The following is a 13182-nucleotide window of genomic DNA, read 5'->3' as shown; positions in this document are numbered from 1 at the left end:
AAGGTGGCCTGGTACGGCCCCAGCTTGCCCGGCGTGGATTCCCGCCGGTAAGCCGCCGAGGCCCCTTCCGGAGCTCTCAACCACTTCTTGACCGTGTTGCGCGACAAGCCCGTGCGCCGCGAAATCTCCGAACGGGACAGTCCGTCCCGGTAATACATCCGTCTGACCTTGCCCAGCATTTCCATGGTGATCACCTCGCTTCCTCTGCCTCAAAAAGAGGCAGGGAGGTTAAACACCCTGGTCAAATTTCAACCGGAATTCACCCCGATTGATGGTCAGTTTTCGGCCGGCAACAACACACTATGTTTAGCGAGCTAAAGGGCTGGGGAAAGATGGGATGCCCGAGGGCTTACACTGCTCATGTATTTCTCCGTTTCCAGTCCAGCCAGTGTTCCTTGGCCCGTTGAATGTCCGCATCCTGCGAGCACTTGTCGCCGCCACACAGCAGGATGACTATCGAACCCTTCAAGACATTGAACAGGAACGTAGCGCGGTAGTGTGCAGACCATGAACCGGATCTTCGGTGTGCTGGGGCTAAGACTCGGCGTTGGCCGGATCATTGCCCTACCTTGGGATCGGGACGGCTAAAGACCCATGCCTTTGTTCGCCCGGTATAGGCGCATGCCGGCAGGTTCATACAAGGCGATGCCAAGTAGGGTGAGCAGGCCGGGAGCCGCGCAGCCCTCGTGACTAAGGTCAAAGCAGGGAAGATGCGGCGGCTGTGGCTTACCAACGGAGCTCCTTCCAGAACTCATACTCCGAGATATCCCATGCACCGTAGGCTGTGCAGTAGCGCTGACCGCCTTCGACTTCATACACGTGTGCCAGGGGGTCGGACTGCTTCTTCCAGACCCGGATCAGAGGCTCCATTCTCCAGCACTCAGAGCCGTTCAGGAACGGAGGGGTGACAGCTGGACGCTGACCGCGGAAACGCCCTCATCTTGCTGGTCAAGAAACTCCAGTAGTTCTCCCGCCGGATTGGTGCGTTCTATCAAGCCTATTGCCCATCATTACCATAACTACTACCCATCGGTCGCACAATGACCAATCAGTGCCCTCCACTGACCACCTAACACCATTGTGACCAGTAGTTTCGAGTTGACCGGCCTCGGCAACCCTTGACCGCCATTTTCATTCTACCCAACCGAGTTAGTTTAAATAAAAAGAAGCCCCCGAAGAGGCTTCCGCTAAAGTCAAAAACCCTAATTTTTAATTAATTCATGCTAAGCAACTTTTTTCGTATTTTGCATGCCACGACGTTTTCGGAGCGACTCGCCTTTAATCTCGATCCGATGCGCCGAGTGCACAATTCGGTCAAGCAATGCATCAGCAACCGTGGGCTCCCCAATGCGGTCATGCCATTCAGAAACCGGGTGCTGGCTGGTTAGGATCAGGGAACTCTTACCCATCCGATCATCGATTAGCTCCAAAATCTCCCGTGCCGACACGGCATCCATGGGGGCCATTAACCAATCATCCAAAATGATGACTGACGCCCGCACCAATTGCGCTCGCAAACGGGCCAGCGAACCGTCCCCTTTCGCCACGACCAGATCCTCAATCAGGCGAGAAAGCCGAAAGTAGCGAACCAACATGCCCCTCCGACAAAGCTGAGTGCCGAAAGCACATGCCAGCCAAGACTTACCGGCGCCGGTTGCACCGGTAATGATCACATGCTGACCGACCTCCACCCAATTGCACATCGCCAGCGAGTTAATCAAGGAGCGATCCAGCGCCCGCCCTGGGTCATAATCGATGCCCTCAATACATGCCGAAGGTTCCTTGAGCTTGGCATCCTTCTGCAGCTTTGTCATTCGCTTGGTATCCCGCGTCGAAACCTCGGCATCAACTAGCATGCCCAGGCGATCTTCGAACGGTAGGGACTGAATTGCCGCCTGCCCCATTTGTAGTTCTAGAGCGTTTAGCATCCCAGTCAGGCGCAACTCACGCATCTGTGAGATAGTTTGCTGAATAAGCATAAATATTTACGTTAATTGTAGTAGTTGGCGCCGCGGATGTTCTGGTGGGGCTTTACTAGAGTTGGCTCGACAGTCGGCGTTTCAGAGAGCGAGACCATCGACTCCACCTTGTCACGCCCAGTGCGTAAAATCGAGCGAATACTCGACAAGGTGACAGAATTGATTTGCAAAGCCACTGCAGCAGCAGACTCCAGGCGCACCAACCCATATCGCTTGCTTTCCTCCACGAGCGCGACACAGGCACGAAAGCCACTCTCGGGGTGAGGCTTATGTGCCAGCAAGTGGCTGATGACCTTTTCTGTTGCATCGCCAACAGACTGTCCCCATGCAATCAATCGGGTTGGCGACCACTCGGAATAATGCTGATGGGAGGCTGGCATGAAGTCGCGATTGATTGCGCGCTGTCCTTGGCTGTGCAGGCGGACATGACTTGCCACCCTCCGATTTTTGAAGAAGACTTCAACTGTATTGGCTGTCGCCCGGACATCCACATGTTGATCCACCAGGTTATACGGCACCATGTAGAAACATCCTTCGTATTCGACCATGTAATCCAATCCAACCCGGGCTCCAACTTTCCAGTCCGCATACTCGTAGGGCTCTGGGGGCAATGCCTTCAAAGCTGGCTGATCCAACTGCTCAAACAATTCAGCTCGCGACCCCTTAATCTTCTTGAAGGGCCTGGCGTTGAACTCTGCCAACAATGGCCGAATGGCTTCATTCGCCTCATCCAGGCTAAAGAACACCCTGTTACGCAGCTTGGCCAGAATCCACATTTGTACAATACGCACCCCTGCCTCAACCTTGGCCTTGTCTTTCGGCTTCTTGGGGCGCGCCGGAATGATCACGGTCCGGTAGTGGCGGGCGAAGTCTACAAAGCGGGGGTTGAGCTTGACCTTCCCCTTACTATTCTTGATGACGGCCGATTTTAGGTTGTCGGGAACGATCATTGAGGGCACGCCGCCGAAATAGGTCAGCGCGTTGGCGTTGGCCAGCAGCCAGTCTGGCTCCTGCTGCGAGCGCCCAGCCTCAACATAGGTCTTGCTGGAGGCTCCCATAACGGCCACGAAGATCTCGGCCATGCTGATCTCGCTCGTTTCGCGGTTGGTGATCGGTAAGCGTTTGCCGGAGTAATCCACGAACATCTTTTCACCCGGACGATGAATTTGCCGCATCGTGATGTTCAACTTACGCGCCCAACTATTGTAGAGACGCAGAACGTGAACGTAAGAGTAGCCATTGGGGTGCTTGGCCCGATATTCCTGCCATAACAGCTCTACCGTTACGCCCCGAGTCTTCAAGTCGTTGTGCATTGCCTCGAAATCCGGCAATGGTCTACCCTCGTCGCACGACAGAGGGCGTGCATTGAAACAAGAGTCCAAGGTGTTGTCGTCCATGCCATCAACCTGTTCGAGGGTGATGCCTTTTTCGATTCTAAGTCGGTCGTAACGACTGATTGTGTTATGACTGGTGCCGATAACGCAGCCGATCTGCCGGTAACTCATCCCCCCGGCGAACAGCACACGCAATATTTCACGGATGGTGCTCATCCTTGCCTCCTTGTAGCAATAGCATCAACAGGGCGCGCAAGCGCGACACCCTGTCATCAAGGCGACAAAAAGCAAGCCGCCTTGACACGAAATGGAGCGGAAGGCAGAATGAAAAAAGGCCTTTTCATTAAGCGCTTCAAAAAACGGCTACGGTTGGCAGACCTAGGCCGTTTTTGCTTTTGTGCTCCCGTGATTTAACGTGATCCCGGCTAGCTGGTCATGGGAGACCTCCCTTCCATATTTTTTCGGGCGGATAAATGCCCGGCTCAACGGCGCGCGAGGGCGTCGCCGTGCAGATGACGTAGCTAGCTATAGCTGCCGGCTACGTCTCCACGTGGGGCCACGCGTGCGTTGTTCTCGCAACGCGATCGATGATGTGTCTCGGAAAATGAGGGAGGCCGCCCGACCTTGACAGGCGGGCTTGGAAATCGCAGAATCTGACGTGGAGTTCCCACTTCAAGCAGTTCTGTGAAGCCCCCTGAGTGTCAGCTCTGGGGGCTTTGCTTTTCCTGGCCTGACAATTCGTTTGTTGATCAGGTCATGGTGTTCCTTCCTTTTGAGTACCGGCAATGATGCAGCGATGGGCTGACGGCCCGCGCGGCTTGAAGGCATAGCGTGCGGGCCAAAGCTCTTCAATCCTGCATGCCAGCAAACTCGCAATATGACTCGCTACCGCGTAAGCGGTGATCCTGTCGTGGATGACGTTATTCACCACGCCCCCGGTGACGCCCAAGTCGCGAGCAATCTGAGCCTGGCTCTTACCGAGGCGGCGAAGACGATAAATAATCTCGACAGCGTCCATGACCGAGCAGAGTGACTTCACGGGTTTTTAAGAGTAGTCTATCTTTAAGAGAGACAGTTTGTTATCTATAGAGATAACTATACGCCTTAAGAGAATGCCGGATCAAGTATCTTCCCAAAACTCAAGCGCTGGTCTGGAGGGCTTTGCGGCGCGGCTGACCAATGTGATTGCGCACACGGGTCTGAGCCAAGCCGAATTTGCCCGCAGGCTGGGCGTTTCTGCGGGCTTCATGAGTGACGCTGCCCGCGGCTTGAAGAGACCTGGCGCTGAGTTTCTACACTCAGTCCGAACCGTGTTTGGTGTTTCTATTGATTGGCTGCTAACCGGCGATGGGACCATGCATGGTGGCAGCGGCATCGACCTGAATCTCCTCAGGACAATCCGGCTCCAGATCGCCGTTGCCCGCGCAGCGATCATTGATGCCGACCCAGTCGCCAAAGTGCTGTTGCTGCTGATTCGTGATGGGCGTCTTAACGAGGCCGTCGCCGACCCAGACCTGCAGGCCTTCCTCAGTCGAATCGCACCAGCCGATCCTGATGGAGATCTTGCCGCCGAGCTCTACAACGGCCATCTATGGACCAAGGATTCGTCAGAGCAGCTTCGCAATCTACTTGCCGCTGCCGTGGCCCACTTCGAGGCACGCAAACCCCTCGACAAAATGGCTGCCTTGGTACGCTCGGCCGGGCCGACCATCCAGATTAATGTCAGCCCTTCCCAGCGCAATGCGGGCAGGGACTACTACGAGGGCTGAACGGATTTCTAATCCACAGTAGGTGAGCGTCACCATGAAAGAGCTGCAGCCAGACTTGCAAGGCAACATCCAGATCAACCTCGGTAGCGGACAGCGCAATGCCGCCCGGGACTACAACGAGTATTTCATCCCCGGCTCAATCAAGCTCGTGCTGGCCACATGGACGCAGGAAAAGCGGAACAGTACGGCGCTGGATAATTCAAACTTCTTCCGCCATCGCTTTGGGTTTGAACCGTCCAAAGTAGCACGTCAGCAGGTGCTGGAGATCCAGGGAAAGCATGATCTGAGCGACCGGGAGGTTCGTTGGCTGCATCGGTCTGGTCAGTTGAGAGTTTCACGAGTGGCAGCGAAGCTAGTTCCTAGCCGACTGATGCCGGCGGCAGGATGGATCCAAGTGTCCATCTTGAGCTTCGTCTGTCTAGCTATGACGTTGCAGATTGCGGCGTCGAATGCGCCGGCCTGGAAGCAGGCCTTGGGACAGTTGATTATCTCCGGGCTTTGGTTTGGGGGCGCCTGCATGCTGAACAGCTTGTTGCTGGCACCTTGGCGAACGTTGAAGCGGGCCGGGGTGGTCAAAGCCGCGAAGGGTGAATGACCTGATTCGCTGCAAGCCTGCAGGCCGCAGTTGTATTTAGCGGCCGGCAAGCTTGAGCGGATGAGCGTTCAGGAAAATATCAGTTTGCCCCAGGCGGATCATCCCTTTCGATGTCCTCGTCCGAGCCGTGTGCCAGGCGATACAGCAGCGCACGGTCGCTGGCACCAATGTGCGGCAAAAATTCGTCCTCAAGCAGATGACGGATCGACGCGCAGGGATGCAAATCATCATCCATCATTTTCATGTAAAGCTCAGTAAGCAGTCCGATGAGACGCGTGTGTTCCCGCGCATGGGATTCACGACTTGTATCCGCAGACGCGTTTAGCCAGCGTTCCTCCAGCTCAAAGCTGCGGTACGCGCACTCAGTGAACTGGGCAAACAAGGCTGTCACGGTGTCGGGATCCGACACCGATACCGCTGCCTGGAGTGTCTGTAACCCAAGCTCCTTTAGACGATAATTGGTCGCCTCCAGGTGAAGGTCATGTTTGGAGGATGACCACCACCAGAGCAAGTCATGGTCAGCGGGCACGTCAGCCGCCTCCGGGATAGCTGCCAAGCGACACCGGTATCCACATCTCGAAGATGTTGCTTCCTTCCCCTGTCCGTCCCTCGATGTCGCCTCCGTGAGATCTCAGGATTGAGCGGGTGATGGCAAGGCCCAGCCCGGCGCCATCGCCGGAGTTGCGGCGAGACGCATCCACGCGGTAGAAACGGTCGAAGAGACGCGACAGGTGTTCCGGCGGGATTTGCTCCCCGGTGTTCTCTACAGCGAGATGGACGGTTTCGGCGTCCGGGCTGTCGCGTACGACGCTAACCGTCACAACAATGCGCCCACCAGACGGGGTGTAGCGCAGTGCATTGGAGAGGAGGTTACCAATAGCCCGCCGGAGCATCAGTCGGTCTCCGGTCACTTGGCCGGCGCCTTCAAGCCGTAGCGAGACGCCGTTCTCTTCCGCCAGGGCACCGTAAAAGTCGAACAGGGCCGCAACCTCGTCCGCCAGATCAAAGGTTTCCTGGCCTGGCACGATGAGGCCGTTCTCGGATTTGGCGAGGAACAGCATGTCCGAAATCATCCGCGACAGACGATCGAACTCCTCGCAGTTGGACTCCAGCACTTCCCGGTATTCCGCAGAACTACGGGCCTTGGCGAGGGCAACCTGGGTTTGCGTCATCAGGTTGCTGACCGGCGTCCGGAGCTCATGGGCCAGGTCCGATGAGAAGTCTGAAAGTCGCTTGAACGACTCCTCCAGCCGGGCCAGCATGTCGTTGAGGGATTCAGCCAGCTCAGCCAGTTCGACGGGAACGGCGTCCACAGGCAGACGCTGGTCGAGACGTTGGGCGCTGACTTCCGTGGCTCGTCGCTTCATCTCGCGAAGGGGGGCCAGGCCTCGACGGGCAGCAAACCAACCGAGCAGCCCGGTCGCCAAAGTGCCACCAATGACCACGCTCCACAGGGTCTTCATGAATGAGTCCATGAAGCGGTTGTGATGGGAGATGTCCGTCGCCACGGCGACGACGGCAGGTGGCCATGCCTGAACCCCGGTGGGTGCTTCGGCCACGATGCCCCGGAAGGACAACTGATCATCGACCTGCCACACGTAAGGGCGCTCAGCCTCGGGTATCTTGACCCGATCCAGTAACGGTTGGGGAAAGGGAGCATCCTGGGTGGCGAACAGGGTTTGACCGTCCGGTCCCTGTACGGCTACGACCAGGCCATGATGCCCGATCAAGGAGTTGTCCATCTGCTGCGGAATTGCCGCCAGATCCTTTGGCGAATTCACTTTGGCCAAGGCGTGGCGAATCAGCTCAAGTTTGCCGCTCAGGGCCTCCATGTCCTGCTCTTCGAAGTGGTGTTCGACGGACTCGGCCACAATCAAGCCCAGTATCAGCAGCACGACTGTCGATGCTGCCGCAAAGAGCAGGGTCAGGCGGAAGGTCAGGGACTTGCGGCGGGCTCGCGGGCGAACTACTCGCACTCCTGCTCCTCCAGCACATAGCCCATGCCGCGCACGGTGCGAATCAGCTTGGGTTCGAAACCATCGTCGATCTTGGCCCGCAGTCGACGCACCGCCACCTCGATCACGTTGGTGTCACTGTCGAAGTTCATGTCCCACACCTGGGAGGCGATCAAGGAGCGCGGTAGCACTTCCCCACGCCGCCGGAGCAGGAGCTCGAGGAGGGCAAATTCCTTCGCGGTGAGATCTATCCGCTTGCCGGCGCGCGTGACGCGTCGGCGCAGGAGGTCCAGTTCCAGATCTGCCGCATGCAGGGCGTCGACTTCCTTGTTCTTGGCGCCCCGGCGCAAGAGCGTGCGAACGCGAGCCAGCAACTCCGAGAAGGCGAAGGGTTTGACGAGGTAGTCATCGGCCCCCAGCTCGAGCCCCTTGACCCGGTCATCCACGCTGTCCTTGGCGGTCAGAAACAGGACGGGCATCTCCTTGCCGGCCTTGCGCAGTGCCTGCAGCACGCGCCAGCCATCGAGCCCTGGCAACATCACGTCGAGCACGATGAGATCGTAAACATCGGTCATCCCGAAGTGCAGTCCGTCCATGCCGTCCCGCACCAGGTCCACATTGAAGCCGGCTTCAACCAGCCCTTGCTTGAGGTAGTCCCCTGTTTTGGGTTCATCCTCGACGATCAGTATTTTCATTGTCTTCCTCGCAGCCTTCTCTATTTGGCCGCGTTAGTTTGGCGCAAGCCACTTCCATTCTTCCCAAGATTACAAAGATGTAATTCCCGGGTCAGTCTCCTGTCGGTTTTTGCACCGCACACTGCTCGCCATGGGAACACCAGATTCCCGAGGCCCCCTTTTGACCCCATGGAGACGACCGATGCGATCAACCCTGCTCGGACTGCTGGCACTGGCCTTGACGAAATGCGTCCTGGCTGCTGAGCCGCCCACCCTGGAGCCTGCTTCCAGGACTTCCCCTCGTGAGTCCTCCTTGTCCGATTATCGTGCCTGGTCGGAAGCCCCCGTTGGCGCATGGCGAGCGGCCAATGAAGGCGTCCTGCGTACAGACGGCGCGCATGCAGGCCATGCGGCACCTGCCAACACCGACGGGGCTTTGCAGAAGGAAAGCGGAGCGATGCCGCCGGCCTCAGCGAGGCCTCCTGCTGACCATCACCATTAGGAGTTCGCCATGCGCTCAACCCTATCTTCCCGACACTCCCGCGCCATCAAGGGGCTGACCACCCTGGTGCTTGGAACGCTGGTCCTGAGCGGCTGTGCCAGTTTCTCCCCGGACGGAGGCTTCGACACCGTGCGGGAAACGACCCGCGCCCGTATTGGTGCCGATGCCCAGTGGGCGAGGAGCGACGAGGCCCGCAAGGAGATCGATACACGTGTGACCGAGCTGCTGGCCAAGCCCCTGGCTGCTGAGGATGCTGTTCAGGTCGCCATTTACAACAACCGGGGACTTCGCGCTGCATTTTACGATCTTGGGATCAGCGAAGCCGAGATGGTCCAGGCCGGGCGATTGCCGAACCCCCATTTTTCGATGCTTCGCACCAGCCGCGCCGAGAGTGGGGTACGCGAATTCAAGATCGAACAGGTGCTGACCTTCAACCTGTTCGCGCTGATCACCATGCCGCTTGCCGTGGAGGTCGAGAAACGCAACTTCGCCCAGACCCAGCGCATGACGGCGCTGGAGGTGGCGAGGCTGGCATCCGAGACGCGCAAGGCCTACTTTGGAGCCATCGCGGCTGAAGAGTCGGTCCGTTACCTCCGGAAAGTCAGGCAGGCCGCGGAAGCCGGCGCGGGCCTGGCCCGCAAGATGGCGGAAGTCGGTAACTTCAACCGGCTGCAGCAGGCGCGCGAGCAGGGCTTTTATGCGTCCGCGGCCCTCGATCTGGCTCGGGCCGAGCAAGCCAGCATTGCGGCGCGGGAGCGGCTGACCAAGCTGCTGGGCTTGCCATCACCCCAGGCGATTCGACTCCCCGAGCGCCTGCCCGATCTGCCCAAGTTGCCCGACGAGTTGCCCGCAGTCGAGCAAACGGCACTGGATCAGCGCCTCGATCTCCAGGCGGTCCGTCTCGAAACCGAGGCGCTGGCCAAGAACCTTGGCCTCACCCAGGCCACGCGCTTCATCAACGTGCTGGAGTTCGGGCCGGCGCGTGTCCTGGAGGGCACGCGGGATAGCGGCTACAAACGCGGCTACGAAGTGAGTTTCGAACTCCCGATCTTCGACTTTGGCGGCAGCAAGGTTGCCAAGGCGGAAGCCATCTATGGCCAGGCCGTTGAACGTGCGGCGGAAGCTGCCATCAACGCCCGTTCGGAAGTCCGCGAAGCCTATTCGGCGTATCGCAACAGCTTCGACATTGCAAAGCATTACCGAGACGAAATCGTGCCGCTCAACAAGCGGATCGCCGAAGAGAACCTACTGCGCTACAACGGCATGCTGATCGGGGTCTTCGATCTGCTTGCCGATGCCCGCTCCCAGATCAGCAGCGTGAACAGCTACATCGAGTCCCTGCGTGACTACTGGATTGCCCAGAGTGATCTACAAATGGCCCTGATCGGCAAGCCCTCCTTGGCCGCCGCCGCGCGCACTTCCCCGGCCAGCACCGGCCGTCCGGATCACTGAACCGAAAGGACACCCGATGACATCCCGTCGCGCATTCATCCAAAGCCTGGGCCTGACCGGTGGCGCCGTGGCCGCGGCCTCGGTCAGTTCCGTCGCCGTGGCCGCACTTCCTGAACTCATCCTGAAGGAGGACCCGAACACGGCGCCTCCGCATTTCCCGCGAGGCGTCACCGGCGCCGGTCGGCCCTATAACCCGGTGGTCACCCTCAACGGCTGGACGTTGCCGTGGCGCATGAACAAGGGCGTCAAGGAGTTTCACCTTGTGGCCGAGCCGGTTGTGCGGGAGATCGCTCCTGGCATGAATGCCCACCTGTGGGGTTACAACGGACAAAGCCCCGGCCCAACGATCGAAGTGGTCGAAGGCGACCGGGTCCGCATCTTTGTCACCAACCGCCTGCCCGAGCACACGACCATTCATTGGCACGGGCAACGCCTGCCCAGCGGAATGGATGGTGTCGGCGGACTCAATCAACCTCAGATTCCCCCTGGCAAGACCTTCGTCTACGAGTTCGTGGCACGCCGGCCAGGCACCTTCATGTATCACCCCCACGCCGACGAGATGACCCAGATGGCGATGGGCATGATGGGCTTCTGGGTTACCCATCCGAAGGAGCGGCACCCCCTTATCGACGAGGTGGACCGGGATTTCTGCTTCCTCCTGAACGCCTACGACATCGATCCCGGCAGCTACACACCGAAGGTGAACACGATGCTCGACTTCAACTTGTGGACCTTCAACAGTCGGGCATTTCCGGGCATCGACTCCCTCAATGTGCGCCAGAACGACCGGGTACGTATCCGCGTCGGCAACCTGACGATGACGAATCATCCGATTCACTTGCATGGTCACGAATTCACGGTCACCGGCACCGACGGCGGCCCGACGCCCAAGGGGTCGCGCTGGCCGGAAGTGACGACCGACATCGCCGTCGGGCAGATGCGTCAAGTCGAGTTCATCGCCAACGAAGCCGGTGACTGGGCCTTCCATTGCCACAAGAGCCACCACACGATGAATGCGATGGGCCATGACGTGCCGACGATGATCGGGGTCGATCACCGGGAGGCCGCCAAGCAGATCACCGATCTCATTCCCGACTACATGGTGATGGGAGAGCGCGGCATGGCCGACATGGGTGAAATGGAGATGCCGCTGCCGGACAACACCCTTCCGATGATGACAGGCCAAGGCCCCTATGGTGCGGTGGAGATGGGCGGCATGTTCACTGTCCTGAAAGTCCGTGCCGAGCAGAAGGTCGGCGATTACTCCGACCCCGGCTGGTACAAGCAGCCTCCCGGCACCCGTGCCTATGAATGGACCGGGCCCGCCGCTGAGCCGCCGCGCGCAAAAACCCAGGGGGGGCAATCCATGCCGGCGACGGGCAAGCCCGCAGCAACCGAAGTGCAGGTCCGAAAGCCCGGCCCGCATTCCGGTCACTGAGTTCCACTCACGATAACAAGCACTGAGGAACCCCATCATGAACAAGACTCTGATCACCCTGGCGGTTCTGGCTGCCGTGGGTGCGGCTTCAGGGGCCGTCCTTCTTTACTCCGGCGCCATCAACGTTGCCGCCGACGAGCCCCATCACCCGCTGACCTATCGTTTGCTCGAATTCGCGCGTGAGCGCTCCATCGCAGTTCGGGCAAGTGAGATCAAGCCGCCTGTTGATCTGACGAATCCGGAACGGGTCCGCCGGGGCTCGGGTAACTACGACGCGATGTGTGTGGGATGTCACTTGTCTCCGGAAGCAGAGGACTCGGAGATCCGGAAAGGGCTCTATCCGACACCCCCAAAGCTGACCGTCAAGCCCGAAGCTGCGCTCGACCCCCAATTCGCCCAGGCCCGTCAGTTCTGGATCATCAAGCACGGAATCAAGGCTTCAGGCATGCCCGCCTGGTCGAAGGGCGGGATGGAGGATGAAGCGATCTGGGATCTGGTTGCCTTCCTCCAGAGGCTGCCCGGGCTGACTGCGGCGGACTACACGGCGCTTGTGGCATCCAGCGAAGGACACAGCCATGGTGGGCTTGATGCCCATGAGGCTCATGAAGACCATAGCGACCATGCCAAGGATGAACCCGTCTCTCCCGTCGTCGTGGAGAAGAAGGGGCACACGCATCCGCCCGGCTTCAAGCACACACACTAGGGGCCCAAGGACCGCAGAGCCTCTGCCTGAAGATTACAGAAATGTAATTTTCAGGACAGCTTCTCGTCGGTGTGCGCTTGCCAGAATGAGCCATCCCAATCACCAAAGGAATCGTCATGAAACTGCAGACGCTGATCTTGTCGTCCGTGCTGGGCCTGATGGCAGGCACCGCCCTGGCTGGGGCCTCGGTCGATGTGTACAAGAGCCCGTATTGCGGTTGCTGCGGGAAGTGGGTGGAGCACATGCGTGCCCAGGGCTTCGACGTGAAGACGCATGACGTGGAAGACGTTCCGGGGCAGCGCAAGAAGCTCGGCATGCCCGACGCCTACGGGTCGTGCCACACGGCCAAGGTCGGCAACTACCTCATCGAGGGGCATGTCCCGGCGGCGGATGTCCAGCGCCTGCTGAAAGAGAAGCCCAAGGCTGTTGGCTTGGCCGTTCCCTCCATGCCGCCGGGCTCCCCCGGCATGGAGAGCGCCAAACCAATGCCCTACGAAACGCTGCTCGTCAAAGCGGATGGTTCGACCAGCGTGTTTGCCCGTCACTGAATTCCGATACCTCTCCTGAAGGAAATTTCCATGAAAGCCTCGTTCATCACCCTTGCTGCAGTTTTCGTTGCCGCATTCTCCGCGCCGGCGTTAGCTGACAACGAATACCCCGGCCCTGCTGAAACCCATGCCGGGCATGGCGCAGCCTCGTCGCAAATGACCGATGGCCTGGTGAAGAAGGTGGACAAGTCCGCCGGCAAGCTCACCCTGTCCCATGGCCCGCTGCCCAACGG

General features: G+C 59.0%; 14 protein-coding genes and 1 pseudogene. 7 read left to right on the top strand and 8 right to left on the bottom strand.

All coding sequences use genetic code 11. From position 1 onward, the window contains the following. The 5 genes from HHL15_RS25520 to HHL15_RS25500 all read right to left on the bottom strand — a co-directional run. Positions 1–194 (bottom strand): helix-turn-helix domain-containing protein (locus HHL15_RS25520; RefSeq protein WP_408065743.1); only part of this gene is annotated, 194 nt, incomplete at its 3' end. A 532-nt stretch (positions 195–726) separates the two neighbouring features. Then, positions 727–870, bottom strand: a complete 144-nt coding sequence (locus HHL15_RS25515) for a hypothetical protein (RefSeq protein ID WP_169148600.1) — start codon at positions 868–870, stop codon at positions 727–729. A gap of 353 nt (positions 871–1223) precedes the next feature. Then, on the bottom strand, positions 1224–1979 hold the full coding sequence (istB, locus tag HHL15_RS25510; RefSeq protein ID WP_169148599.1) for an IS21-like element helper ATPase IstB: 756 nt from the start codon (positions 1977–1979) through the stop codon (positions 1224–1226). 11 nt (positions 1980–1990) lie between these two features. Then, positions 1991–3529 (bottom strand): IS21 family transposase, encoded by a 1539-nt coding sequence (istA, locus tag HHL15_RS25505; RefSeq protein ID WP_169148598.1) that lies wholly within the window; start codon positions 3527–3529, stop codon positions 1991–1993. Positions 3530–4067: 538 nt separating this feature from the next. Next, on the bottom strand, positions 4068–4331 hold the full coding sequence (locus tag HHL15_RS25500) for a helix-turn-helix domain-containing protein (protein WP_169148597.1): 264 nt from the start codon (positions 4329–4331) through the stop codon (positions 4068–4070). A gap of 94 nt (positions 4332–4425) precedes the next feature. Here HHL15_RS25500 and HHL15_RS25495 point away from each other — a divergent pair, with 94 nt between their 5' ends. Both HHL15_RS25495 and HHL15_RS25490 read left to right on the top strand, forming a co-directional pair. Continuing rightward, positions 4426–5082 carry a helix-turn-helix domain-containing protein gene (locus tag HHL15_RS25495; RefSeq protein WP_169148596.1) on the top strand — a complete coding sequence of 219 codons (657 nt, stop codon included), beginning with the start codon at positions 4426–4428 and terminating at the stop codon, positions 5080–5082. A gap of 34 nt (positions 5083–5116) precedes the next feature. Then, a complete protein-coding gene (locus HHL15_RS25490; protein WP_169148595.1) occupies positions 5117–5677 on the top strand; it encodes a hypothetical protein in 561 nt (186 codons plus the stop codon). A 79-nt stretch (positions 5678–5756) separates the two neighbouring features. Here the strand turns inward: HHL15_RS25490 and HHL15_RS25485 are convergent, their stop codons facing one another. The 3 genes from HHL15_RS25485 to HHL15_RS25475 are packed head-to-tail and all read right to left on the bottom strand — an operon-like array spanning position 5757 to position 8327. Then, entirely contained in the window at positions 5757–6206 is a 450-nt protein-coding gene (locus tag HHL15_RS25485) for a hemerythrin domain-containing protein (protein WP_169148594.1), read from the bottom strand. Between the two features lies 1 nt (position 6207). Continuing rightward, positions 6208–7653, bottom strand: a complete 1446-nt coding sequence (locus HHL15_RS25480; protein ID WP_169148593.1) for a heavy metal sensor histidine kinase — start codon at positions 7651–7653, stop codon at positions 6208–6210. Continuing rightward, positions 7644–8327, bottom strand: coding sequence for a heavy metal response regulator transcription factor (locus HHL15_RS25475; protein WP_169148592.1), 684 nt, complete (start codon positions 8325–8327; stop codon positions 7644–7646). Before HHL15_RS25475 ends, HHL15_RS25480 begins: the two co-directional genes overlap by 10 nt. 490 nt (positions 8328–8817) lie before the next feature. On the opposite strand from HHL15_RS25475, the gene HHL15_RS25470 reads away from it, so the two are divergent. The 5 genes and pseudogenes from HHL15_RS25470 to HHL15_RS25450 all read left to right on the top strand — a co-directional run. After that, positions 8818–10260, top strand: a complete 1443-nt coding sequence (locus HHL15_RS25470; protein WP_169148591.1) for a TolC family protein — start codon at positions 8818–8820, stop codon at positions 10258–10260. A 16-nt stretch (positions 10261–10276) separates the two neighbouring features. Continuing rightward, positions 10277–11698: a multicopper oxidase family protein gene (locus tag HHL15_RS25465; protein WP_169148590.1), complete on the top strand. Its 1422-nt coding sequence runs from the start codon at positions 10277–10279 to the stop codon at positions 11696–11698. A 37-nt stretch (positions 11699–11735) separates the two neighbouring features. Next, entirely contained in the window at positions 11736–12401 is a 666-nt protein-coding gene (locus HHL15_RS25460) for a c-type cytochrome (protein WP_169148589.1), read from the top strand. 116 nt (positions 12402–12517) lie between these two features. Then, a complete protein-coding gene (locus HHL15_RS25455) occupies positions 12518–12949 on the top strand; it encodes a DUF411 domain-containing protein (protein ID WP_141355057.1) in 432 nt (143 codons plus the stop codon). Between the two features lie 30 nt (positions 12950–12979). Further along, positions 12980–13182 (top strand): annotated as a pseudogene (locus HHL15_RS25450) (copper-binding protein); the annotation flags it as partial.

This window comes from Zoogloea dura (genome assembly GCF_012927165.1).
GTDB classification, from domain to species: Bacteria; Pseudomonadota; Gammaproteobacteria; order Burkholderiales; family Rhodocyclaceae; genus Zoogloea; species Zoogloea dura.
Note: the sequence above shows the minus strand (reverse complement) of the source record. Positions and strands in the feature narration are given on the sequence as shown.

Excerpts from the sequence above, each read along its gene's own strand:
- HHL15_RS25515 (WP_169148600.1), bottom strand. The coding sequence starts at position 870 with ATGGAGCCTCTGATCCGGGTCTGGAAGAAGCAGTCCGACCCCCTGGCA.
- istB (WP_169148599.1), bottom strand. The coding sequence starts at position 1,979 with ATGCTTATTCAGCAAACTATCTCACAGATGCGTGAGTTGCGCCTGACT.
- istA (WP_169148598.1), bottom strand. The coding sequence starts at position 3,529 with ATGAGCACCATCCGTGAAATATTGCGTGTGCTGTTCGCCGGGGGGATG.
- HHL15_RS25500 (WP_169148597.1), bottom strand. The coding sequence starts at position 4,331 with ATGGACGCTGTCGAGATTATTTATCGTCTTCGCCGCCTCGGTAAGAGC.
- HHL15_RS25495 (WP_169148596.1), top strand. The coding sequence starts at position 4,426 with ATGCCGGATCAAGTATCTTCCCAAAACTCAAGCGCTGGTCTGGAGGGC.
- HHL15_RS25490 (WP_169148595.1), top strand. The coding sequence starts at position 5,117 with ATGAAAGAGCTGCAGCCAGACTTGCAAGGCAACATCCAGATCAACCTC.
- HHL15_RS25475 (WP_169148592.1), bottom strand. The coding sequence starts at position 8,327 with ATGAAAATACTGATCGTCGAGGATGAACCCAAAACAGGGGACTACCTC.
- HHL15_RS25470 (WP_169148591.1), top strand. The coding sequence starts at position 8,818 with ATGCGCTCAACCCTATCTTCCCGACACTCCCGCGCCATCAAGGGGCTG.
- HHL15_RS25465 (WP_169148590.1), top strand. The coding sequence starts at position 10,277 with ATGACATCCCGTCGCGCATTCATCCAAAGCCTGGGCCTGACCGGTGGC.
- HHL15_RS25460 (WP_169148589.1), top strand. The coding sequence starts at position 11,736 with ATGAACAAGACTCTGATCACCCTGGCGGTTCTGGCTGCCGTGGGTGCG.
- HHL15_RS25455 (WP_141355057.1), top strand. The coding sequence starts at position 12,518 with ATGAAACTGCAGACGCTGATCTTGTCGTCCGTGCTGGGCCTGATGGCA.